The organism is Streptomyces sp. AK08-02 (assembly GCF_033795085.1).
In the GTDB taxonomy this organism is placed as follows: domain Bacteria; phylum Actinomycetota; class Actinomycetes; order Streptomycetales; family Streptomycetaceae; genus Streptomyces; species Streptomyces echiniscabiei.
Genome location: NZ_JARAZV010000013.1, coordinates 212,663 through 234,810 on the forward strand (window position 1 = coordinate 212,663; position 22,148 = coordinate 234,810).

Genomic DNA, 22,148 nt, shown 5'->3' on the forward strand with positions numbered 1-22,148 from the left:
CAGTCGTTCAAAGGGGTGCGGGACGAGGTGGGACCGACAGGGTGAGACATGGGGGACCAGCGGATGGACCAGAACACCGGAAACACCGAGAACAGCGGCAACGCCGTGCAGGTTCTGACGCGGCCGTGGGACCCGGATCGGCGCACATCAATTCCTCGTAAAACCGCTTATCCGGAGCTAACGGGCGAGGTGGCTATGGTAGGGGCTCCACTGGACACCACCAGAGCCGACAGGGGAGGTGCGGCTGCGCCTGTGGATCGGGGAGGAGCGCTGAGGCGCCTTCTCGGATCAGCGGGTAGGCCGAAATCCGTGAACAAGACTGCTGCTGACCCGAGCCACGCCGCTGACCGAGCCCAGACCGCGACCTTCTCCACCGACGCGGACGGGCAGGCGTGGACTCCGCCCTCGTGGGAGGAGATCGTCAGCACGCACAGCGGCCGCGTCTACCGCCTGGCATACCGTCTGACCGGCAATCAGCACGACGCCGAGGACCTCACACAGGAGGTCTTCGTCCGCGTCTTCCGCTCGCTGTCGACGTACACGCCCGGCACCTTCGAGGGCTGGCTGCACCGCATCACCACCAACCTCTTCCTGGACATGGTCCGCCGCAAGCAGCGCATCCGCTTCGACGCCCTCGGCGACGACGCGGCCGAGCGACTGCCCAGCCGTGAGCCGTCCCCGCAGCAGGTCTTCAACGACGCGCACTTCGACGCGGACGTCCAGCAGGCGCTGGACACCCTCGCGCCCGAGTTCCGCGCCGCCGTCGTCCTCTGTGACATCGAGGGACTGTCGTACGAGGAGATCGCCGCGACTCTCGGCGTGAAGCTCGGCACCGTCCGCTCCCGTATCCACCGAGGCCGCTCCCAGCTCCGCAAGGCCCTCGCGCACCGCTCTCCGGAGGCCCGTGCCGAGCGTCGCTTCGCGGTGCCACGGGTGGCCGCGCTGGGAGGAGGGGGCGCGGGCGCGTGAGTGGATCACGGCCGTACTCGGCCGAGCGTCGGCTCGCCGAGCAGCATCTGGGAGACCGGCTCTCCGCCCTTGTGGACGGAGAACTCGGTCATGAGACGCGTGAGCGCGTCCTGGCGCACCTGGCCACCTGTCCGAAGTGCAAGTCGGAGGCCGACGCACAGCGCCGTCTGAAGAACGTGTTCGCGGAGATGGCCCCGCCACCGCCCTCCGAGAGTTTCCTGGCCCGTCTGCAGGGCCTCCCCGGAGGAGGTGATTCCGACTCCGGCGGCTCACCGCTGGGCGGGGGAGGATTCACCGACGGACTCTCCGGGTTCCCCGGGGGCCCAGGAGTCGGCTCAGGAGTCTTCGGAGTGAAGGGGGAGGGCTTCGGGTACGTTCCGGCCCGCCCGCACACCTCCGTGCTCCCGCCGACGCCGGGCCGCGGTTTCCGCATCCATGACGTCGGCCGTCATGACGCCGACCGGTCGTCCTCGCGCGGACTGCGGTTCGCGTTCGCCGCCGCCGGTGCGGTGTCGCTGGCGGCGATCGCGCTGGGCGGGGTGTCGACGGGCGTGCCCGGCGACACGACGGACGCCCGGGGCACCTCCGGCGGCAGCAACGTGACGCCGATGCGACCGCAGGGCGGTGGGACCTCGACGGCGCCCGACAACCAGCGGCGCCGCTCCGTCGGTCCGCTGTTCTCGCAGGGAATGGGCCAGGGGACGTTCGGCCAGACGCCGGTGGCGTCGACAGAGGCGTCCGCGCCGCTGCTGCCGGGCATCCCGGCACCGCCCTCCGGGAGCCGGGAGCGTGCGGCCATGCATCCGCTGACCGCGCCGGTGGTGGCCGCGGCCGCGGTGCTGTCCCCGCTCATACGCCCGCTGGAAACCCCGCAGGTCGCCCTGACCGCCTGGTCGACGGCGCCCGAGGCGGCGCTCCGGGGCCTGCTCGTCGCGCCCGCGACCGACTCGTCCTACCCACCGTCCCCGTCCACGCCGGACGCGGTCCGCTGACCCCACGAACCTGGTTGAATCCGAGGTGCGGACCGCGTATCGGCGGTTCGCGCAACAGCGGTCGGTGGAGCGGTGGTTCACCGCGTCAGTGACCCCGCGGACACCGCCGACGAGCTGTCGGGCGGGCCAGGTGTGGGGAGAGCATGAACGAGGGGAAGCCCGCGAAGGCCAACTGGTGGAGCCGGTCCGGCGGGGAGCCGACGCCCGGTCGGGAGACGTCGGACTCGGCCGAAGCCGGCGCCGGGACTGACACCGGTGCCGGTGCCGGTGGCGACTTCGAGTTGGAGCGGCCTCGCGCGATGCGCGGCCAGGCCGAGGGAGACGTCCGCGACGCCGAGGGTGCCAACGGTGCCGATGACGACAGAGACGGATACGACGGGGACTTCGGGCTTCCGCTGCCTGTCGGCGTGCCCGAAGCCGTACCCGCCGTCGAGGCGGACTCCCGTTCCGCCCACGATGCCGATCCCTCCGATCCCCCCAGCGATCCCTACAGCACGCCTCCGTACGGCCATCCCGGCCCCTGGGCGCCCGCTCCGCCCGTCCGGCACCCGGCGGCGGCCCAGGCGACCCCGGCGCACGACACGGCCGTAGCGGAGCCGCTGACGCCCGCCGAGGACCCCTGGCGGCGCTACGACCCGTGGGCGGCTCGTGCGGACGCCCCTCTCCAGCAGAACGGGGCCGTCCCCGCCGGTGGCCGGCCGGGGGCGCGGAAGCGGGGGCTCGTCAGCGGGGCCCTGGTGCTCGCGCTGCTCTCCGGGGGCGTCGGAGGGATCGTCGGTTCGTATCTGGAGCGCCATCGCGGGGACGGTGACCGGGTCCGGCTGTCGCAGGCCGCGACGGACGAGTCCCTCGGGCGGGCGCCGGACAGCGTGGCCGGGATCGCAGCGCGTGCCCTGCCCAGCGTGGTGACACTGCATGTGCGCGGCGCCGGAGCGGAGGGCACCGGCACCGGGTTCGTGCTCGACGGCCGGGGACACATCCTCACCAACAACCACGTCGTCGAGGCCGCGGGCGCGGACGGCAAGGTGACGGTGACCTTCAGCGGCGGCGAGACCGCCGAGGCCGAGATCGTCGGACGGGACAGCGGATACGACCTCGCTGTCGTCAAAGTGAGCGGGGTCGACGGACTCCGGCCCGTGGTCCTCGGGAACTCCGACAACGTGCGGGTCGGTGATCCCGTCGTCGCCATCGGGGCACCCTTCGACCTCGCCAACACCGTCACGTCCGGCATCGTCAGCGCCAAGGAACGACCCATCACCGCCGGTGGCGGGAGCGGGGACGGCGGCGACGTGTCGTACGTCGACGCGCTCCAGACCGACGCGTCCATCAACCCGGGCAACTCCGGTGGGCCACTGCTCGACGCCGAGGCCAGGGTCGTCGGCATCAACTCCGCGATCCGCTCCGCCGACGGCGCCTCGGGTCCGGAGGGGGCTCAGTCCGGGTCGATCGGGCTCGGGTTCGCCATCCCCGTCAACCAGGGCAGGCGTGTCGCCGAGGAACTGATCAACACCGGTAGGGCGACCCACCCCGTCATCGGCGTCAGCCTCGACATGGACTACGGCGGCGACGGTGCCCGTGTGGGCACCAAGGGCAACGACGGCGGGCCCGCGGTCACCATCGGCGGTCCCGGCGACCGGGCGGGCCTGGCGGCAGGCGACGTCATCACCGGGGTCGACGGACGGCGCGTGCACTCCGGCGAGGAACTGATCGTCAGGATCCGCGCCCACCGCCCCGGCGACCGGCTGGAACTGTCCCTGGTGCGCGGCGGCACCGAGCGGACGATCTCCCTCGTTCTGGGCTCCGCCGACGGCAACTGACAGAAACCTCACAGGTGGAGGGGTCGTACTGGCTCCCATTAGGCAAACATCCCGGAAAACCGGTCGCGTACACCCACTCTTGGCCCCCCGGACGGTACCGGTGGGACAGGATGGCCGGGTACCGTGGAACCGGCCCGGACCACGGAAGACCGCGAAGACCGCACGGACCACCGAGGGCCGAGGACCGAGGACATCGCAAGGAGCTTCAGGTGTTCAATGACATAGGACCGCTCGAGCTGGTGACGCTCGTGCTCCTCGCTGTGCTCGTCTTCGGTCCGGAGAAGCTTCCGAAGATGATCCAGGACGTCACGCGCACCATCCGCAAGATCCGGGAGTTCTCCGACAGCGCGAAGCAGGACATCCGCTCGGAGCTGGGCCCCGAGTTCAAGGACTTCGAGTTCGAGGACCTGAACCCCAAGACGTTCATCCGCAAGCAGTTGGACAACGACGAGCTGGGGCTCAAGGAGATCCGCAACGGCTTCGACCTGAAGAAGGAGATGGCCGAGGTCACGGACGCGGTGCACAGCCGCGAGTCCGACTCGTCCTCCTCGTCCCCGTCCTTGTCGGCCGGTTCCGCCGGTTCCTCGGGCGGCACCGTCGACATGACGAAGAAGCCCGAGCCGGACGAGCGCCCGCCCTTCGACGCGGACGCAACCTGACCGTCGCAGGCCCGCGCGTGACGTGATTCATACTCCGACCGGGCCCCGGACGGCCCGATAAGGCCGTCTGCGCGGCCCGCGCGCCGGGCGCTTTCCCTGCTGCTCGGATCGGTGTGGATATGCTGCCGAGTTGTTGTGGGGCCGTACATGGGCGAACAACGCCGCCCGAAGGGGGGCGGGCCGCTCCGGTCCGACGAGAACGAGGAGGCGTCCGGGTACATGGAGACGACAAGTCGGGTGGGCGCACAGGCGCCGGCCGCGGAGGGCGGACAACAGGTCCCCTCCGCCCGGCGCACGGTCGACGGCTATCTGCTGGCGCCCTTCCCCTGGTACGGCCTCGACGAGGCCTTCACGGGACCGCGCTGGCTGATGCAGGTGGGTACGGCGGCCGACGGCGCCGTCGAGCACGGTTCGATCGGGCACGGCGACGAACCCTCCGTGCGGCACGAGGCGATGGGCGAGGACAAGGAGCGGTTCGCGGTGGTCGTCACCGTGGCCGCCAACCCCGTACGGCGCAGTGCGGACGGGACGGGACTGCTGGAGGCCACCTCGGTCTCGTCGGCGGCCTGGCTGGCGGGGGTTGGGCTGCTGTCCTTCACCTGGCCCGGCCAGATGGACCACACCCTCCGCGACGACTGGCTGGACCAGCAGACCGAGACGGCGTGGGTCCTCGCGGACGATCTCGCCGGCGACGACTGGTCCACCCTCTCCCTGCCGGTCGACGGGGTGCCGACGCCCTTCCACTACCGGGAGTCCGAGTTCGGCTGGGTTCTCGCCGGGTCGACCCAGGCGGGCGTGCACGTGGGGGCGTACGGGCGGGGGATGAGCGCGTACGGGCTCGGCTTCGCCGTGATCAAGGATATTGGCGAGTACGCGTGAGAGTTGGGGCGCCGTTTGTTTGCGGCGCCCCTTCGTTGTGGGGCATGAGGTTGTGTGGCGGGTGCCTGCGCCGTCGTGGCTTGTCGCGCAGTTCCCCGCGCCCCTGAACGGCCCCTGTCGACCCCTGTCAGAACTTGTTTCGCGGGGTGATTCCCAGGGACATGCCCGACAGGCCTCGTGCCCTGCCGCCCAGTTTGCCCGCGATCCCGCGCAGCGCGGTGCCCGCCGGGGAGTCCGGGTCCGTCAGGACGACCGGCCTGCCGTCGTCGCCGCCCTCGCGCAGGCGGACGTCGATCGGGATGGAGCCGAGGACCGGCACCGTCGCTCCCGTCGTCCTGGTGAGGCCGTCCGCGACGCTCTGGCCGCCGCCCGTACCGAAGACGTCGACCATCTCGCCGCAGTGCGGGCAGGGCAGGCCGGCCATGTTCTCGACCACGCCGACGATCTTCTGGTGGGTCTGCACGGCGATGGCGCCCGCCCGCTCGGCCACCTCGGCCGCCGCCTGCTGAGGCGTCGTCACGACCAGGATCTCGGCGTTCGGGACCAACTGGGCCACCGAGATCGCGATGTCGCCCGTGCCCGGCGGGAGGTCGAGCAGCAGCACGTCCAGGTCGCCCCAGAACACGTCCGACAGGAACTGCTGGAGGGCCCTGTGGAGCATCGGGCCGCGCCAGACCACCGGGGCGTTGCCCGGGGTGAACATCCCGATGGAGATGACCTTCACGCCGTGCGAGGACGGCGGCATGATCATGTTCTCGACCTGGGTCGGAAGCCCCTCGACGCCCAGCATGCGTGGCACGCTGTGGCCGTAGATGTCGGCGTCGACCACACCCACCTTGAGGCCGTCGGCGGCCATCGCCGCCGCCAGGTTGACGGTGACCGACGACTTGCCGACGCCGCCCTTGCCGGACGCGACCGCGTACACGCGCGTCAGGGAGCCCGGTTTCGCGAAGGGGACCTCGCGCTCGGCCTGGCCGCCGCGCAGGGCGGACGCCAGTTCCTTGCGCTGGTTGTCGCTCATGACGTCCAGCTCGACGTCGACGCGCGTGACACCCTCGACCCGCGAGACCGCCTCCGTCACGCTCTTCGTGATCGTGTCGCGCATCGGGCAGCCGGAGACCGTCAGGTACACGGCGACCGCGACCGCCCCGTCCGCGCCGATCTCCACCGACTTCACCATCCCGAGTTCGGTGATGGGTCGCTGGATCTCGGGGTCGTTCACCGTCGCCAGTGCTTCACGCACCGCGTCTTCCGTAGCCATGACCCCGATGGTACGGGGCCGCGCACCGCACCCGGAAAGCCCGTCACCGGTCTTCTGCGTCACGCCCCCGCGGCCGTTCTGCCGGGAATACACCGGGTTTGCCGGAGTGGGGCCCGTCTTCGTGCCGTTCCGCGTACCGCTCCTCCAGCTCCTTGACGAGATCCTGGAGCTCGGAACGGATCCAGTCCCGCGTCGCGACCTCGCCGAGACCGGCGCGCAGCGAGGCGATCTCGCGGGTCAGGTACTCCGTGTCGGCGATCGACCGCTCGTTCTGCTTGCGGTCCTGTTCGAGGTTGACGCGGTCGCGGTCGTCCTGCCGGTTCTGCGCGAGCAGGATCAGCGGGGCCGCGTACGACGCCTGGAGCGACAGCATCAGCGTCAGGAAGATGAACGGGTAGTGGTCGAAGCGCAGGTCGGCCGGCGCGCTCACGTTCCACACCACCCACAGGATGATGACGACGGTCATCCAGACGATGAACCGTCCGGTGCCGAGAAAACGCGCGATGCGTTCGGACATGCGTCCGAAGGCCTCCGGGTCGTACTCGGGCAGCAGCCGACGCCGGGGCGCACGCGGCTGGTCGAGGCGCACCCGGGGACGGGAGGCCGCCGTGGCGCCGGTGGCCGCGCGTTCGCGGGTGCCCGTCTCGCGCTCAGGAGTCATGGTCACCCGCTTCCTCGGCCTCGGCGTCGCTCTCCCTCTCTGGGTCGACGTCATCCACGCCCTCACGCTCGCTGTCGTTGCCGGTCTCGTTCCCGGCCTCGTCGAGGTGGAACTCCGTCTCCCGCCAGTCCTCGGGCAGCATGTGGTCGAGGACGTCGTCCACGGTCACCGCGCCCAGCAGCGACCCGCTCTCGTCGACCACGGGCGCCGCCACCATGTCGTACGTCGCGAAGAAACCGGCGACGACCGGCAGTTCGGCGCCCGGCGAGAGCGGTTGCAGGTCGTCGTCGACGAGGGAACCGACCAGGGTGTACGGCGGGTCGCGCAGCAGCCGCTGGAAGTGGACGGCGCCCAGGTACTTGCCGGTCGGCGTCTCGTCCGGCGGACGGCACACGTACACCTGGGCGGCGAGCGCGGGGGAGAGGTCGGGCTCGCGGATCCGGGCCAGCGCGTCGGCGACGGTCGCGTCCGGGCGCAGCACGATCGGCTCGGTCGTCATCAGACCGCCCGCGGTGTCCTCCCGGTAGGCCATCAGCCGGCGCATGTCGGCGGCGTCGGCGGGCTGCATCAGGCTCAGCAGCCGCTCCTTGTCCTCCTCGGGCAGCTCGCCGAGCAGGTCGGCGGCGTCGTCCGGGTCCATCGCCTCCAGGACGTCGGCGGCGCGCTCCTCCTTGAGCTTGCCGAGGATCTCGATCTGGTCGTCCTCGGGCAGCTCTTCGAGTACGTCGGCCAGCCGGTCGTCGTCGAGGGCGGCGGCCACCTCCGCACGCCGCTTGGGGGAGAGGTGGTGCAGGACGTTCGCGAGGTCGGCCGGGCGCAGCTGCTCGAAGGTGGCCAGGAGGCTCTCGGCGCCCTGTCCGTCCTCCTCCAGGGAGAAGCCGGTGACGGCGGACCAGTCGACGGTCAGCGTCTCGCCGTTGCTGCGTCGGAAGGCACCGCCGCGGCCCTTCTTCCGTACGAACACCCGCTCGATCTCCCAGTCGCGCCGGGCCGGCAGCTGTCGTACCGCCACATCCAGGACCGTGACCTCCTCGCCGGTCTCGCCGAGGATGACGCGCCGGTCGAGGAGTTCGCCGAGGACGAGCCGCTCGGTGGGGCGCTGCTCGAAGCGCCGGACGTTCAGCACGCCCGTCGTGATGACCTGGCCGGACTCGATGCCGGTGACGCGGGTCATGGGCATGAAGACGCGGCGCCGGGTGGTGAGTTCGACGACGAGGCCGAGCAGCCTGGGCGGCCGGTTGCCGACGCGCAGCATCGCGATGAGGTCGCGCACCCGGCCCACCTGGTCGCCGTTCGGGTCGAAGACGGCCATACCGGCGAGGTGCGAGACGAAGACACGGGGTGAGCCTGCGGCCATGCCACGCCTCCTGCCTCGGGGTGCGCTGCGGGGAGCGCGTCGATTGCGTCCAGGGGTTCCGAATTGCCTGCTCGGGTGCGCTTCAGGCTAGCCCGTCCCGTTCCGCCGCGCCCTGGTGGGGGGTCCGGACGGACTGGCTCCGCCGGGGGCCGACGGCACCGGTACGCTGCCGTCCACACCCCCTCAGGACACCCGTACGAGAGGCAGCCCCACCTGTGTCTGCGATGACCCGTGGCCGTACCCGCAGCGCCGGACTGGTGAGCGCGATGTGCGCCCTGCTCGTGACGGGGACAGGGCTGACGGGATGCGGCACCGACCCGGACGAGGGCACCAACGGGGTCGGCAAACTCCCGGCCGGCACCATCCAGACCAAGACGCGCACGGCGGCGGCCTCCGCCGACGCCGTACGGCTCTCCGGGACCGTGGTGACCAGCGGGACCACCTACACCCTCGACATGCGCCTCAAGGGCGACGGCGGCACCGGCTCGGTCACCGCGAAGGGGGCGACGTTCCGGCTGCTGCGGGTCGGGGAGCACCTGTTCCTGAAGGCCGACGCCGCGTTCTGGAGCCACGAGGAGGACAGCGGCAAGGGCGACACCGGCGGCTCGGACACGGCAGCCGCGGCGAAGCTCGGGGGCCTCTTCGTGAAGGTGCCGACGGGCGACCCCTCGTACAAGAAGTTCAGCGGGTTCACCGACAAGGACGTGCTCCTGGACGGCCTGCTCACCCTGCACGGCAGCCTCGCCACGGACGGCCACCACACGCAGTCGGGCGTCCGCACGATCCGCATCACCGGCGACGAGGGCTCCGGCGGCACCCTGGACGTCTCCCTGGAGGGTTCCCCCTACCCCCTGCGCCTCGTCCGCGCGGGCGGCGCGGGCACCCTGCTCCTGAGCGACTGGGGCAAGGACTTCCCCCTGAAGGAACCGTCGAAGGACGAGACGGTCGACTACGGCCAACAACTACCGACGTCCTGATCATGAATTCCGGCGCGGCAAGGCGCCGTTCAGGGGCGCGGGGAACTGCGCGACCAGCACCCGCGGGGCGGCAGCGAACGAACCACGTACCCCCGGAGCGCTTCCGCTTACGGAACAGCAGGGCGCTTCTTTAGGGGCGCGGGGAACTACGCGACCAGCACCCCCCGGGCCGCGGTGAACGAACCACCTACGAACCGCCTACCCCGCGGAGCGCTTCCGCTTACGGAACAGCAGCCGCGGCAACCCCGCCGGGATCGGCTCCCGAGTCGTCGCCGGGCTCGGCAGCGGCGGCGCCGACAGCGAGCCGTCCGGCAGAGGGCGCGTTTCCCCGGCGCGCGGAACCAACCGCACCACCCGGCATTCACGCGCCCACCGGTCCGGCATGGCCTCCCCGTCCGGGGCGTTCAGCCGCTTCCCCTTCAGCTCGGCGACCGCGGCCTCCCACTCCGGGGAGTGCGGGGCCAGCTCCTCGACCGTCGCCGGCCAGGTGAGGAGCCGCCCGCCCTTGTCCTTGCTGCGTACGGTGACCTCCGCGTCGGCCCCCTCGACGAGGCCGGGCAGCGGTTGCTCACCGGGCCCGTCGCCGACCAGGACGGCCGCGCCCTCGTGCCAGACGTGCCACATCGCACGGGCCGGGATGCCGTGGCCCGGGACATGCAGCGCGGGCACACCGTTGCCCTTGACCCAGATGAGCCCGGACTTCTTGGTGGCCTCCTCGACGAGGGCCCGGTCGAGCAGCGTGTCAGTCATGGGCAGAAGGGTAGCGATGCCCCTCGGCGGTGCGGCCCGCCGTCACAGCCAGCCGTTGCGCTTCAGCGTGCGGTGGATGCCCACACACATGCCGATCATGGCAGTCATGACCACGGGGTAGCCGAACTTCCAGTGCAGCTCCGGCATGTAGTCGAAGTTCATGCCGTAGACACCGCACACCATCGTCGGTACGGCGATGATCGCCGCCCAGGACGTGATCTTCCGCATGTCCTCGTTCTGCGCGACGGACGCCTGGGCGAGGTTGGCCTGGAGGATCGAGTTGAGCAGCTCGTCGAAGCCGATCACCTGTTCCTGGACCCGGGCCAGGTGGTCGGCGACATCGCGGAAGTACTTCTGGATGTCGGGGTCGATCAGCCGCATCGGGCGCTCGCTCAGCAGCTGCATGGGCCGCAGGAGCGGCGAGACGGCCCGCTTGAACTCCAGCACCTCACGCTTGAGCTGGTAGATCCGGCCGGCGTCCGTGCCGCGCGGGGTGCCCTTGCGGCCCGGTGAGAACACCTCTGTCTCGACCTCGTCGATGTCGTCCTGCATGGCGTCCGCGACCGCGACATAGCCGTCGACGACATGGTCGGCGATGGCGTGCAGTACGGCGGAGGGGCCCTTGGCGAGCAGCTCGGGGTCGTCCTGGAGGCGGCGGCGCAGAGCGCGCAGGGAACCCTGGCCGCCGTGCCGGACGGTGATGAAGAAGTCCCGTCCGGTGAAGCACATCACCTCGCCGGTCTCCACGACCTCGCTGCTCGCGGTGAGTTCGGTGTGGTCGATGTAGTGGATGGTCTTGAAGACGGTGAAGAGGGTGTCGTCGTACCGCTCCAGCTTGGGCCGCTGGTGGGCCTGGATCGCGTCCTCGACGGCGAGCGGGTGGAGCCCGAACTCGCTGGCGATACCGGAGAACTCGGCCTCCGTCGGCTCGTGCAGACCGATCCACACGAAGCCGCCGTCGCGGCGCACCTTGCGCAGCGCCTCGTGCGGGGTGAGCGCCTTCGAGGGGTTCGGGTTGTCGACCCGGGCGCCGTCGCGGTAGACGGCGCAGTCGACGACGGCGGAGGGGGTCGAGGGGTCGCGGGTGGTGTCGTAACCGCTGCCCTCCTTGCGCAGGGAAGGACGGGACGGGCGGACGGCGGCACGCAGGTTGTGGATCATCAACATGTGGCAGGTTCCTTCGCTACAGGCAACGAAAGACCGCCGACAACGGCTGGAACTGCCCGGAATGGGGACGTCCTGACTGAGGATGTTTGGCACCGTCCACAAAGCGGGGAGCACCGCACCGTCGCGGTGGTGAGCTTCGCTGCTGATTCAGAACTGACTCAGATCACATGGATCAGGCAAAACGAAACCAAGTGCTCTTCCGCGATGACGCGAATGCGAGAGGTGACAGCCAGCCGTAGAAGCCGGAGCAACTACATCAGCGGGCGGAAGAGCGGGTGCTACTGCACGGATGACTTCGATCCATTGCAGCCCCACCTCCTCCGGCCGGTCCCTCGTGAGGGACGATCCATTCCCCTTCAAGGGGAGCCCCCTAGGGGGAACTTCTGCGGTGCCGGGACTCGATCGCTACTCCCCCAGTGCCCTGACGGCCTGGGTGGTACCCCCATCTGCGTGCTGCCCCGAACCCGGCCTAGGGTAACAGTCGACTGAACTGTCAAGGTGCGCGTTTGCCCGTAACTGACGAGTTCTATGCTCGCGGCATGTCTGATGTTCTTCCTCTGGTCGAGGCCCGGCTGTGTACGACGCTGGGCGAACCGGACGCGCGCGCCGCGGTCACCTTCCTCGGTACGGACCGCGTCGAGGTGCTGCGTTTCTCCGGCCAGGACCGGGACGGGGAGGACGGGGAGATCGTCCGCTACGCCACCCTCGGCATGTCCGCGCAGCCGATGGCCGATCCCGCCGCGCTGCTCGCCGACCCGGTGAAGGGCCCGCGCGCCGAACTGGTCATCTCCGTCCGGGCCGGCCTCGCCGACACCGACAAGCTGCTGCGCCCGCTCGCGGTTCTCGCCGCGTCCCCGCAGGTCGAGGGGGTGATCGTGGCCCCCGGCGCCTCGCTCGACGTCGGGGAGCCGCTGTGGCCGGGGGCGCCCTTCACCTCGGTCCTGGTCGCGGAACCGGGCGGCCTGGTCGAGGACCTGGAACTCGACGCGCCCCTGGACCCGGTGCGCTTCCTGCCGCTGCTCCCGATGACCGCGAACGAGGCCGCCTGGAAGCGCGTCCACGGTGCCCAGGCCCTCCAGGAACGCTGGCTCACGAACGGGACGGACCTGCGGGACCCGTCCCGCAGGTCCGTCCCCCTGGACTGACCCTCACCTTCGACTCCGGAGTGACAGATGTCACCAACCGGCGCCGGAAAGAAGCCAGTTGGGCAGCGCGGCCCCTTAAGGCGCGCGGGGAACTGCGCGACAAGCCCCCACCGGCCCGCAGGCAACCACCGTGCTCAACTCGCGAAGACACCCACACCGTCCTCGGCGGCGTGCCGCACCTCCAGCTCCTCCACCTCGTGGGTGAGCGACTTCCGCCGTACGACGACCACGGCCGCGCCGAGGACCGCGGTGACCGCCGCGACCACGAACGGCATGTGGATGTCGCTCCACTCCTCGATCCTCGGCGCGAAGAACGGGGCAGCCGCCGCCGCGAACCACCGCACGAAGTTGTAACCGGCGCTGGCGACCGGCCGGGGAGCGTCGGAGACCCCGAGCGCCAGCTCCGTGTACACCGTGTTGTTCACGCCGATGAACGCGCCGGACAGGATCGTGCAGACGACGGCGACGGTGTGGCTGCCGTAGCCGAGGACCAGCACGTCCGCGGCGAGCAGCACCAGCGAGCCACCCAGCACCGTCAGCGATCCGAACCGCCGCTGCAGCCGCGGAGCGACCAGCACCGACGACACGGCCAGTAGCAGACCCCACGCGAAGAACACGGCCCCGGACCTGTAGGGCGTCATGTCGAGCACGAACGGGGTGAAGGCCAGCACGGTGAAGAACGTGTAGTTGTAGAAGAAGGACGAGATCGCGGCGGAGGCGAGGCCACCGTGGCCGAGCGCCTTGATCGGGTCGAGCAGTGAGGTCTTCCGGGCCGGCTTCGGCTGTTCCTTCAGGAACACCGTGACGCACAGGAAGCCGACGGCCATCAGGAACGCGGTGCCGAAGAAGGGGTAGCGCCAGCTGGCGTTGCCCAGCAGCGCGCCCAGCAGGGGGCCGCACGCCATGCCGAGGCCCAGGGCGGATTCGTACAGCAGGATCGCCGCCGCGCTGCCGCCGGCCGCCGCCCCGACGATGACCGCGAGGGCCGTCGAGACGAAGAGCGCGTTACCCAGGCCCCAGCCTGCCCGGAAGCCGACCAGTTCGGCGACCGAGCCCGAGGTGCCGGCCAGACCCGCGAAGACCACGACCAGCGCGAGGCCGACCAGCAGGGTCTTCTTGCCGCCGATCCGGCTGGACACGAAGCCGGTGACCAGCATCGCCACGGCGGTGATCAGGAAGTACGACGTGAAGAGCAGGGAGACCTGACCCGCCGTGGCGTCCAGGCCCTTGGCGATGGACGGCAGGATCGGGTCGACGAGGCCGATGCCCATGAAGGCGACGACGGACGCGCCGGCGGTCGCCCAGACGGCCTTCGGCTGCCGGAGGAGCCCACCGGCTCCCGCGTCGAAGGGATCCGCTTCGGCGGGGCCTCCCGTGCTTCCCGCTCCGGTGTTCGTTGCGCTGCTGTACATGCCTGCTCCTTCACGACTCGCGGGCCCAACCCGCGGATGGGTCGTTGGTATATGCACATAGTAAGTTAGCATCGCTAATTAATGCAAGCTACATCTAATTTCATCTGATGGAAGGCTGATGGAAGGCTGGTGGAAGGGGTGGAAAATCGTGCACTCCGGACGGGTGATCGTCCTTGACGGGAGCTGGGACGGGGAGGACCGTGGGGCTCTATGAGGGGCGAACCCAGTTGCCCGAAGTGTGGTGGCCGGGTCAGGGCTCCCGGCCTCTTTGCCGACTCCTGGCAGTGCGATGCGCACGGGACGGTGCATCCGCTGCAGCCCGTGATCCCGCCCAGCGTCGAGGCCCTCAGTGTCGTGGTGCACCGCACCCAGGTGCCCGTGTGGATGCCCTGGCCGCTGCCGGTCGGCTGGCTCTTCACGGGCGTGGGCTGCGCGGGCGACGACCGCAGCGGCGGCCGTGCGACGGCGGTGGCCTGCACGGGTCCCGGCCCGCTCGGGGGCATGGGCGAGCTGATCCTGGTCGCCGAGGAACTCGGCGTCGGACTCGGCGCGCGGTATGCGGGGATCGACGGGCCCGACCCGGGGCCGTACATGAACGTGGAGAAGCCCGCCGAGGCGAAGGTGCTGGCGGCGGGGCGACCCACTCCGCTGTGGCATGTCGCGGGAGGGCCCGACGACCGTGCGGTGTTCGCGGGCGAGGCGCTCGGGCTGTGGCTGTGGGCGGTGGTGTGGCCCGAGCAGTCCGGGCTGCTGATGTACGACGAGCTGGTGCTCACGGATCTGCGGGACGCGGGGGCCGAGGTGGAGTTGGTGCCTTGCGGGGCGCTGTCGCCCCGGTTGCTTCGGCCTTAGCCCTGACGTGGTTCTGTCGGTTGGGTGCGGGGTGTCTGGTGTCTGCTGTCTGGGGTGAGTCGGATCTTCAGGTGTCTCTGGGGTTCCCGGGGGCTCTGGGTGTCTGGGGTGGATGGCCGGGTGTCGGTCCGTGGGGGCTTGTCGCGCAGTTCCCCGCGCCCCTGATGGGGTCCGCTTCTGTAAGGGGCTCATGTCAAGTTCGGGTGTGACAGGCAGGCCCTCGGGGCCGCTATGCTTGACGCGTTCCTGTCCGTCCCGTCGTCGCCTGGAGTCCGCACCGTGCGCATCGATCTGCACTGCCACTCCACCGCCTCCGACGGTACGGACACGCCCGCCGAGCTGGTGCGCAACGCCGCCGCAGCCGGCCTCGACGTCGTCGCGCTGACCGATCACGACACGACCCGGGGGTACGCCGAGGCGATCGCCGCGCTGCCCGCCGGGCTCACGCTGGTCACCGGGGCCGAGCTGTCCTGCAGGCTCGACGGGGTCAGCATGCACATGTTGGCCTACCTGTTCGACCCCGAGGAGCCCGCGCTGTTCGCCGAGCGTGAGCTGGTGCGTGACGACCGGGTGCCGCGGGCCCAGGGGATGGTGGCCAAGCTCCGGGAGCTGGGCGTGCCCATCACCTGGGAGCAGGTCGCGCGGATCGCCGGTGACGGTTCCGTGGGCCGGCCCCATGTCGCGACCGCGCTGGTCGAGCTGGGCGTCGTACCGACCGTGAACGACGCCTTCACCGGGGACTGGCTGGCCGACGGCGCCCGGGCCTACGTACCGAAGCACGAGACCGACCCCTTCGAGGCGCTGCGGCTGATCAAGGGGGCCGGCGGGGTGGCCGTGTTCGCGCACCCGGCCGCGAGCAAGCGGGGGCTGACGGTCCCGGAGTCCGCGATCGCGGAGCTGGCCGCCGCCGGGCTCGACGGCATCGAGGTCGACCACATGGACCACGAACCGGAGACCCGGGCGCGACTGCGCGGCCTCGCGGCGGAACTGGGACTGCTGGGTACCGGCTCCTCCGACTATCACGGCAGCCGCAAGACCTGCGTCCTCGGGGAGTACACGACGGATCCCGAGGTGTACGGGGAGATCACTCGGCGGGCCACCGGGGCGTTCCCGGTACCCGGGACCGGCGGAGCCTGAGGTCTCGGCCGGTCCGGCTGACCCTTTCTTCACCGTTCCCCCTCCCCGCGTCCCCCTCTACGCAAGGCTCGCTCACCCATGTTCGACGTCGCTGTCTTCGGCTCGCTCTTTCTCACCCTCTTCGTGATCATGGATCCCCCCGGGATCACCCCGATCTTCCTCGCGCTCACCGCCGGCCGGCCCGCCCGCGTACAGAAGCGGATGGCCTTCCAGGCCGTCTGTGTGGCCGGCGGTGTGATCACCGTGTTCGGGCTGCTCGGGCACCAGATCCTGGACTATCTGCATGTCTCTGTGCCCGCCCTGATGATCGCCGGGGGACTGCTGCTCCTGCTGATCGCCCTCGACCTGCTCACCGGCAAGACGGACGAGCCCAAGCAGACCAAGGACGTGAACGTCGCCCTCGTACCGCTCGGCATGCCCCTGCTCGCCGGGCCCGGCGCGATCGTGTCGGTCATCCTGGCCGTCCAGAAGGCGGACGGCGTGGCCATGCAGGTGTCGGTGTGGGCAGCGATCCTGGCCGTCCATGTCGTGCTGTGGGTGGTCATGCGGTACTCGCTGCTGATCATCCGTGTCATCAAGGACGGGGGCGTGGTCCTGGTGACCCGGCTCGCGGGGATGATGCTCTCGGCGATCGCCGTGCAGCAGATCATCAACGGCATCACCCAGGTGATCCAGCAGAGCTGACGGCCGCGTCCCGGGCCCGTACGCGGAGCCGGTGCGGCTACGCAGAACCCCCGCACGGCATCGGTGCCGTACGGGGGTTCTGAAGTCTGCTCGTCTTTGTGGGCGAGCGTCGTCCGCGCGTTATGAGGCCGAGGTGTCGGCCGGGCGGATCCAGAGGCGCTGCCCTATCGAGGCTGCTTGCTGCACGATCCGGTTGACGGAGGCGGCGTCCACGACCGTACTGTCCACGGGGGTTCCGTCGACGTCGTCGAGACGCATGATTTCGAAGCGCATGGGCTTCTCCCTTCGTCTGGTCATCCTCCTGAGGAGAACTACTTGGTTACGTACCTAGTCAACTACCCGCGTGTTACGAACATTCCCTACGCTAAAGAAATTTTTCGCACGTCTAACTACCGGCAGGTTAAAACCGCGCGCCGAAGGGTCTCAGGAGACTGACCGGGACCGGTTGTGTTCGAAGCGTGACCGCCGAGACAATGGAGGTATATGAACAACGACGACCAAGCGGAGCTGAGCGCCCGCATCGACCGTACGAACGAGCTGCTCCACCGCATGCTCACCGAGGTGGCGAAGACGCCCTCGACCCATGCGATCTTCGTCGACGCGGGCTATCTGTACGCGGCGGCGGGACGGCTCGTAGCCGGGACCGAGGACCGCCGCTCCTACGAGCTGGACGCGGAGGGTCTCATCGAGGCGCTCATCGACAAGGCTCGCACGATCTTCGCGGACAGCCGGCTGCTGCGGGTCTACTGGTACGACGGTGCCCGGCGCCGCATCCACACCATCGAACAGCAGTCCATCGCGGAACTCCCCGATGTGAAGGTTCGCCTGGGCAACCTCAACGCGAACAACCAGCAGAAGGGCGTCGACTCGCTGATCCGTACCGACCTGGAGTCCCTGGCCCGGCACCGCGCGATCAGCGACGCCGCGCTCATCGGCGGTGACGAGGACCTGGTGTCGGCGGTCGAGGCGGCGCAGGGGTACGGGGCGCGCGTCCATCTGTGGGGCATCGAGGCGCCCGACGGCCGCAACCAGGCCGAGCCGCTGCTGTGGGAGGTCGACAGCCAGCGCACGTTCGACCTCGACTTCTTCAAGCCCTACGTCGCCCGGCGCACCGCGGCGCCCTACGAGGGGTCGGGTGGAGCGCGGCCCACGCGCGAGGACGTGCGGTTCGTGGGCGCGCAGATCGCGGCGAAGTGGCTGGCGGCGCGGGGGCGTGAGGCGCTGGTCGAGCTGCTGCCCGGGCATCCGTATCTTCCCGGGTCCGTCGACCAGGATCTGCTGGTCGAGGCGGAGGGGCTGCTCCAGTACTCGCTGCGGGGCCAGTCCGAGCTGAGACGGGCGCTGCGGGACGGCTTCTGGGAGCACCTGCAGACGCAGTACTAGGCCATTCGGGTGGTTGACCGACGGCTCTTACCGCTCGACGCCGTCCCAGAAGTCGGCCAGGGCCCGAGCGGTCTCCAGCGGGCGGTCCGTGTTGGGGGAGTGCTCCGCCCCGGCGATGACGGTCCGGTGCGCCCGCAGTCGTACGGCCATGTCGTCGAAGAGCGGGACCGCCCAGGTGCCGTCCTCCGAGCCGGACAGTACGTGGAAGGGCAGCGGTACGGCGGCGAGTTCCGCCACCCGGTCCGGCTCGGTGCACAACTGGCGTCCTGTGGCGACGAGTTGAGCCGGACTGTTGCCCATCCAGCGGCGGCGCAGGTCCTCGCGGTCGTCGAGCCCGGCGTCGACGGCGTCCACCGAGTCGAGGTCGCCGCCGCCGGTCTGCGGATCGTCCATGGCCTGGATGGCCTCCCAGACCTGGGCCATGCTCATCACGGCGAGCGCGTCCCGCAGCAGTTTCGCGCGCTGCTGCTGGGCCTCGGAGATCTCGGCGGGGCCCGAGGAGATGAGGGTCAGCGAGACGAACGGGGAGTGGTCCAGGAGAAGGGCGGCCCGGGCGATCTGCCCGCCGAGCGAGTGCCCGACGAGGTGCACGGGGGTGCCTACGGCCGCCGCCTGGGCGAGCACGTCCTGCGCCAACTCGGCCTGTGCGTAAGCCGATTCGTCGTCCCGGGGGCCGGGTGACTCGAACTGTCCGCGCCCGTCCACGGCCACGGTACGGTACCCGCGCGCGGCCAGCGGCTCGTGCATCGAGATGAAGTCCTCCTTGCTGCCGGTGAACCCGGGCAGCAGCAGAACGGTCCCCTTGGGCTCGGCACCGGCCGCCACGGAGGCATCGACGACGGCGAACTCACCACGCGCGGTACGCAGGGCGTACGCGCGGGCGCCGGGGGGCGGGGCGAAGGTCGAAGGCCTGCTCATGTGCCGAGGTTATCCGGCGTACCTGAGGGGGAGGGTGGCGGCTCGGGCGGAGAACCCCGACGGCCCGGCCACCTGGTGGGGTGGGCCGGGCCGTCGGGGTGTCGCCGGTACTGCGGAGGGCCGGAGCCCTCGGGGGTCAGGCCTCCACGGCGTCCGTGGTCGGTGCGCTGACCGTGGCCTTGCGGGTGGCGCGGCGCCTGGGCTTCGCCTCGGCGGCCACCGGGGCCGTCTCCACCACGACCACCGGTTCGGCGGCCTTACGGGCCCGGCGACGCGGCTTGGCCTCCGCGTCGTCCGCCACCTGGGCGGGGATGTCCGCGACGACCTCGACGGCCTTGCGGGCCGCACGGCGACGGGGCTTGGCCTCGACGCCTTCCGCGGTGTCGACGGCGGCTTCGGCGGCCGGTGCGGTGGCGGTCGCCTTGCGGGCGGTCGTCCGGCGCGGCTTGGCCTCGGTCGCCTCGGCGGTGTCGACAGCGGCCTGTGCGGCCGTCGCCGTCGCCTTGCGGGCCGTACGGCGCGGCTTCGGCTCCGTGAGCTCCGGCTCCGTGACGGCGGGGGCCTCGGCGGTCTTGCGTGCCGTGCGGCGACGGGGCTTGGCCTCGACGCCTTCCGCGGTGTCCACGGCTGCCTCGGCGGCCGGTGCCGTCGCCTTCCGCGTCGTACGACGCTTCGGCTCGGGGGTCTCGGCCGAGGTCGGCTGGGCCGGGATGTCGACCGTCTCCGCCACGACCGCCGGTTCGGCGGCCTTGCGGGTCGCACCGCGACGCGGCTTCGCCTCCACCGCCTCGGCGGTGTCGAGCGCTGCCTCGGCGGCCGGTGCGGTCGCCGCGACGGCCTTGCGCGTCCGGCGGGGCTTCGTGGCCTCGGGCTCCGGAGTCACCGGGGTGGCCTCGACCACGGCCGCGACGGGCTCGGCGGCCTTGCGCGCCGTACGGCGGCGGGGCTTGGCCTCGACCGTCTCGGCGGTGTCGACTGCGGCTTCGGCGGCCGGTGCGGTCGCCTTACGGGTGGCCGTGCGGCGCGGCTTGGCCTCGACGCCTTCCGCGGTGTCCACGGCCGCCTCGGCGGTCGCCGTCGCTGCAACGGTCTTGCGGGGGGCGCGGCGCGCCTTGGTCTCCGCGACGACCTCGACCTCGGGGGCACCGACGACCGGCTCCGCGGCCTTGCGGGTGCGGCGACGGCGCGGCTGCTCCTCCGGCGTTTCCGCCTCGGGGACGACCGGGGTCGCTACGGGGTTGACCTCGACCGGGGTGGTCGGCGCGGACTCCGCCGTCCTGCGGGTGCGGCGACGGCGCGGCTGCTCCGTGGCCGGGGCGGTGCCCTCCGCCGTCGCGACGGCGGCCTCGGCCGACGGCTCGACGAACGTCGTCGTGGGGGCCGGCACCGACTCCGCGGCGGCACCGCGTGTACGGCGACGGCGGCGCGGCGTACGGCGCTCGGTGGGCTGCTCGGACGGGGCGAGCGCGTCGCCGGCCGAGGTGACCGGAGCGGCCGACGCGGTCGGAGTCGTCGGCGCGTCCGAGGCGGCACCGCCACGGGTACGGCGGCGACTGCGCGGCGTACGGGCCGGGCGCTCGCGCTCGGCCGGCGGCGCGGAAGCGGCCGCCGGGCCTGAGGAGTGGCCGCCTCGGCCACCGCGACCGCGCGGGCCACCGCGTCCGCCCGTCTCACCGAGGTCTTCGAGCTCCTCGGCGCCCAGGCCGGCGCGGGTGCGCTCCGAGCGCGGCAGGACACCCTTGGTACCGGCCGGGATGCTCAGTTCCTCGAAGAGGTGCGGGGACGTGGAGTACGTCTCCGGCGGGTCGTTGAAGTTCAGCTCCAGCGCCTTGTTGATCAGCTGCCAGCGCGGGATGTCGTCCCAGTCGACCAGCGTGATCGCGATGCCCTTGGCACCCGCGCGGCCCGTACGGCCGATGCGGTGCAGGTACGTCTTCTCCTCTTCGGGAGACTGGTAGTTGATGACGTGCGTGACGCCCTCGACGTCGATACCGCGCGCGGCGACATCCGTGCAGACGAGGACGTCGACCTTGCCGTTGCGGAAGGCGCGCAGCGCCTGCTCGCGGGCGCCCTGGCCGAGGTCGCCGTGGACGGCGCCGGAGGCGAAGCCGCGCTGGGCGAGCTGGTCGGCGAGATCGGCCGCGGTGCGCTTCGTACGGCAGAAGACCATGGCCAGTCCCCGGCCGTCGGCCTGCAGTATCCGCGCCACCAGCTCGGGCTTGTCCATGTTGTGGGCGCGGTAGACGTACTGCGCGGTGTTCGCGACCGTCTTGCCCTCGTCGTCCGGCGCCGCGGCGCGGATGTGCGTGGGCTGCGACATGTAGCGGCGCGCGAGACCGATGACGGCGCCCGGCATGGTCGCCGAGAACAGCATCGTCTGACGGCGGGCCGGCAGCATGTTCATGATCTTCTCGACGTCGGGCAGGAAGCCCAGGTCGAGCATCTCGTCGGCCTCGTCGAGGACGAGCGCGCGGACGTGGCTCAGGTCCAGCTTCTTCTGGCCCGCGAGGTCGAGCAGACGCCCCGGGGTGCCGACGATCACGTCGACGCCCTTCTTGAGGGCCTCGACCTGCGGCTCGTACGCCCGGCCGCCGTAGATGGCGAGAACGCGCACGTTACGGACCTTGCCGGCCGTCAGCAGGTCGTTCGTCACCTGCTGGCACAGCTCGCGCGTCGGGACGACGACGAGGGCCTGCGGGGCCTCGGTGAGCTGCTCGGGCTTGGCGCGGCCGGCCTCGACGTCGGCGGGGACGGTCACACGCTCAAGGAGCGGGAGGCCGAAGCCGAGCGTCTTGCCGGTGCCGGTCTTGGCCTGGCCGATGACGTCCGTGCCGGTGAGGGCGACGGGGAGCGTCATCTCCTGGATGGGAAAGGGGGTGATGATGCCGACGGCTTCGAGCGCCTCGGCGGTCTCGGAAAGAATTCCGAGATCCCGGAAAGTCGTAGTCAGGGCAGTGCCTCTTCTGTGTACGCGGTGCGAGGCGAGCGCGGGGGTCGTGTCGGGACCGTGCCGGAAACTTCGGCCGCCTACGGGCGGGCCGAGTGGCACAGGACCACTGCCGACGCTCGAGCGCTCGTACCGCTGAGGGTCTCTCCGGATTCCGTACGCATCGTGCCGTACGGACGAG

Annotated in this window: 20 protein-coding genes; 11 read left to right on the top strand and 9 right to left on the bottom strand. The window is 71.0% G+C overall.

Features of this window, described 5'->3' with window-relative positions; all coding sequences use genetic code 11:
- Positions 1-195 precede the first annotated feature (195 nt).
- From sigE to PV734_RS27385, 5 genes are all read left to right on the top strand, one after another.
- The gene (sigE, locus tag PV734_RS27365; protein WP_319092137.1) at positions 196-969 is read left to right on the top strand and encodes an RNA polymerase sigma factor SigE; all 774 of its coding nucleotides are present in this window, start codon (positions 196-198) and stop codon (positions 967-969) included.
- On the top strand, positions 966-1,961 hold the full coding sequence (locus PV734_RS27370; protein WP_319292489.1) for an anti-sigma factor: 996 nt from the start codon (positions 966-968) through the stop codon (positions 1,959-1,961). The genes sigE and PV734_RS27370 overlap by 4 nt, the downstream gene beginning before the upstream one ends.
- 143 nt (positions 1,962-2,104) lie before the next feature.
- Positions 2,105-3,778, top strand: a complete 1,674-nt coding sequence (locus PV734_RS27375) for a trypsin-like peptidase domain-containing protein (RefSeq protein ID WP_319292491.1) — start codon at positions 2,105-2,107, stop codon at positions 3,776-3,778.
- A gap of 209 nt (positions 3,779-3,987) precedes the next feature.
- Positions 3,988-4,437, top strand: a complete 450-nt coding sequence (locus PV734_RS27380) for a sec-independent translocase (RefSeq protein WP_319092134.1) — start codon at positions 3,988-3,990, stop codon at positions 4,435-4,437.
- Between the two features lie 219 nt (positions 4,438-4,656).
- A complete protein-coding gene (locus PV734_RS27385; protein WP_319092133.1) occupies positions 4,657-5,316 on the top strand; it encodes a hypothetical protein in 660 nt (219 codons plus the stop codon).
- Between the two features lie 127 nt (positions 5,317-5,443).
- Here the strand turns inward: PV734_RS27385 and PV734_RS27390 are convergent, their stop codons facing one another.
- Genes PV734_RS27390 through PV734_RS27400 form a run of 3 tightly spaced genes read right to left on the bottom strand, consistent with a single transcriptional unit; the run spans position 5,444 to position 8,595 of the window.
- A complete protein-coding gene (locus tag PV734_RS27390; protein ID WP_319092132.1) occupies positions 5,444-6,577 on the bottom strand; it encodes an Mrp/NBP35 family ATP-binding protein in 1,134 nt (377 codons plus the stop codon).
- A 43-nt stretch (positions 6,578-6,620) separates the two neighbouring features.
- Positions 6,621-7,238, bottom strand: a complete 618-nt coding sequence (locus PV734_RS27395; protein WP_319092131.1) for a DUF1003 domain-containing protein — start codon at positions 7,236-7,238, stop codon at positions 6,621-6,623.
- Positions 7,228-8,595, bottom strand: a complete 1,368-nt coding sequence (locus tag PV734_RS27400; protein ID WP_319092130.1) for a magnesium transporter MgtE N-terminal domain-containing protein — start codon at positions 8,593-8,595, stop codon at positions 7,228-7,230. The genes PV734_RS27395 and PV734_RS27400 overlap by 11 nt, the downstream gene beginning before the upstream one ends.
- Before the next feature lie 266 nt (positions 8,596-8,861).
- On the opposite strand from PV734_RS27400, the gene PV734_RS27405 reads away from it, so the two are divergent.
- Positions 8,862-9,572: a hypothetical protein gene (locus PV734_RS27405; RefSeq protein ID WP_415924274.1), complete on the top strand. Its 711-nt coding sequence runs from the start codon at positions 8,862-8,864 to the stop codon at positions 9,570-9,572.
- 198 nt (positions 9,573-9,770) lie between these two features.
- Here PV734_RS27405 and PV734_RS27410 read toward each other — a convergent pair whose 3' ends face one another.
- Positions 9,771-10,322 carry a hypothetical protein gene (locus tag PV734_RS27410; protein WP_319092128.1) on the bottom strand — a complete coding sequence of 184 codons (552 nt, stop codon included), beginning with the start codon at positions 10,320-10,322 and terminating at the stop codon, positions 9,771-9,773.
- Between the two features lie 42 nt (positions 10,323-10,364).
- Positions 10,365-11,489: a magnesium and cobalt transport protein CorA gene (locus PV734_RS27415; protein ID WP_319092127.1), complete on the bottom strand. Its 1,125-nt coding sequence runs from the start codon at positions 11,487-11,489 to the stop codon at positions 10,365-10,367.
- Positions 11,490-12,028: 539 nt separating this feature from the next.
- Here PV734_RS27415 and PV734_RS27420 point away from each other — a divergent pair.
- On the top strand, positions 12,029-12,634 hold the full coding sequence (locus tag PV734_RS27420; protein ID WP_319092126.1) for a suppressor of fused domain protein: 606 nt from the start codon (positions 12,029-12,031) through the stop codon (positions 12,632-12,634).
- A gap of 134 nt (positions 12,635-12,768) precedes the next feature.
- Here the strand turns inward: PV734_RS27420 and PV734_RS27425 are convergent, their stop codons facing one another.
- On the bottom strand, positions 12,769-14,046 hold the full coding sequence (locus PV734_RS27425; protein WP_319092125.1) for an MFS transporter: 1,278 nt from the start codon (positions 14,044-14,046) through the stop codon (positions 12,769-12,771).
- A 210-nt stretch (positions 14,047-14,256) separates the two neighbouring features.
- On the opposite strand from PV734_RS27425, the gene PV734_RS27430 reads away from it, so the two are divergent.
- The 3 genes from PV734_RS27430 to PV734_RS27440 all read left to right on the top strand — a co-directional run bounded on the left by PV734_RS27430 (position 14,257) and on the right by PV734_RS27440 (position 16,719).
- On the top strand, positions 14,257-14,898 hold the full coding sequence (locus PV734_RS27430; RefSeq protein WP_319092124.1) for a DUF6758 family protein: 642 nt from the start codon (positions 14,257-14,259) through the stop codon (positions 14,896-14,898).
- Between the two features lie 279 nt (positions 14,899-15,177).
- Complete coding sequence (locus tag PV734_RS27435) at positions 15,178-16,035, top strand: PHP domain-containing protein (RefSeq protein WP_319092123.1); 858 nt, start codon at positions 15,178-15,180, stop codon at positions 16,033-16,035.
- A 78-nt stretch (positions 16,036-16,113) separates the two neighbouring features.
- Positions 16,114-16,719: a MarC family protein gene (locus PV734_RS27440; protein WP_006374338.1), complete on the top strand. Its 606-nt coding sequence runs from the start codon at positions 16,114-16,116 to the stop codon at positions 16,717-16,719.
- 120 nt (positions 16,720-16,839) lie between these two features.
- Here the strand turns inward: PV734_RS27440 and PV734_RS27445 are convergent, their stop codons facing one another.
- Positions 16,840-16,992, bottom strand: coding sequence for a hypothetical protein (locus PV734_RS27445; RefSeq protein WP_006374340.1), 153 nt, complete (start codon positions 16,990-16,992; stop codon positions 16,840-16,842).
- A 210-nt stretch (positions 16,993-17,202) separates the two neighbouring features.
- On the opposite strand from PV734_RS27445, the gene PV734_RS27450 reads away from it, so the two are divergent.
- A complete protein-coding gene (locus PV734_RS27450; RefSeq protein WP_319292493.1) occupies positions 17,203-18,102 on the top strand; it encodes an NYN domain-containing protein in 900 nt (299 codons plus the stop codon).
- A 27-nt stretch (positions 18,103-18,129) separates the two neighbouring features.
- Here the strand turns inward: PV734_RS27450 and PV734_RS27455 are convergent, their stop codons facing one another.
- On the bottom strand, positions 18,130-19,020 hold the full coding sequence (locus PV734_RS27455) for an alpha/beta hydrolase (protein ID WP_319092121.1): 891 nt from the start codon (positions 19,018-19,020) through the stop codon (positions 18,130-18,132).
- Between the two features lie 136 nt (positions 19,021-19,156).
- Entirely contained in the window at positions 19,157-21,877 is a 2,721-nt protein-coding gene (locus tag PV734_RS27460) for a DEAD/DEAH box helicase (protein WP_319292495.1), read from the bottom strand.
- Positions 21,878-22,148: the final 271 nt, after the last annotated feature.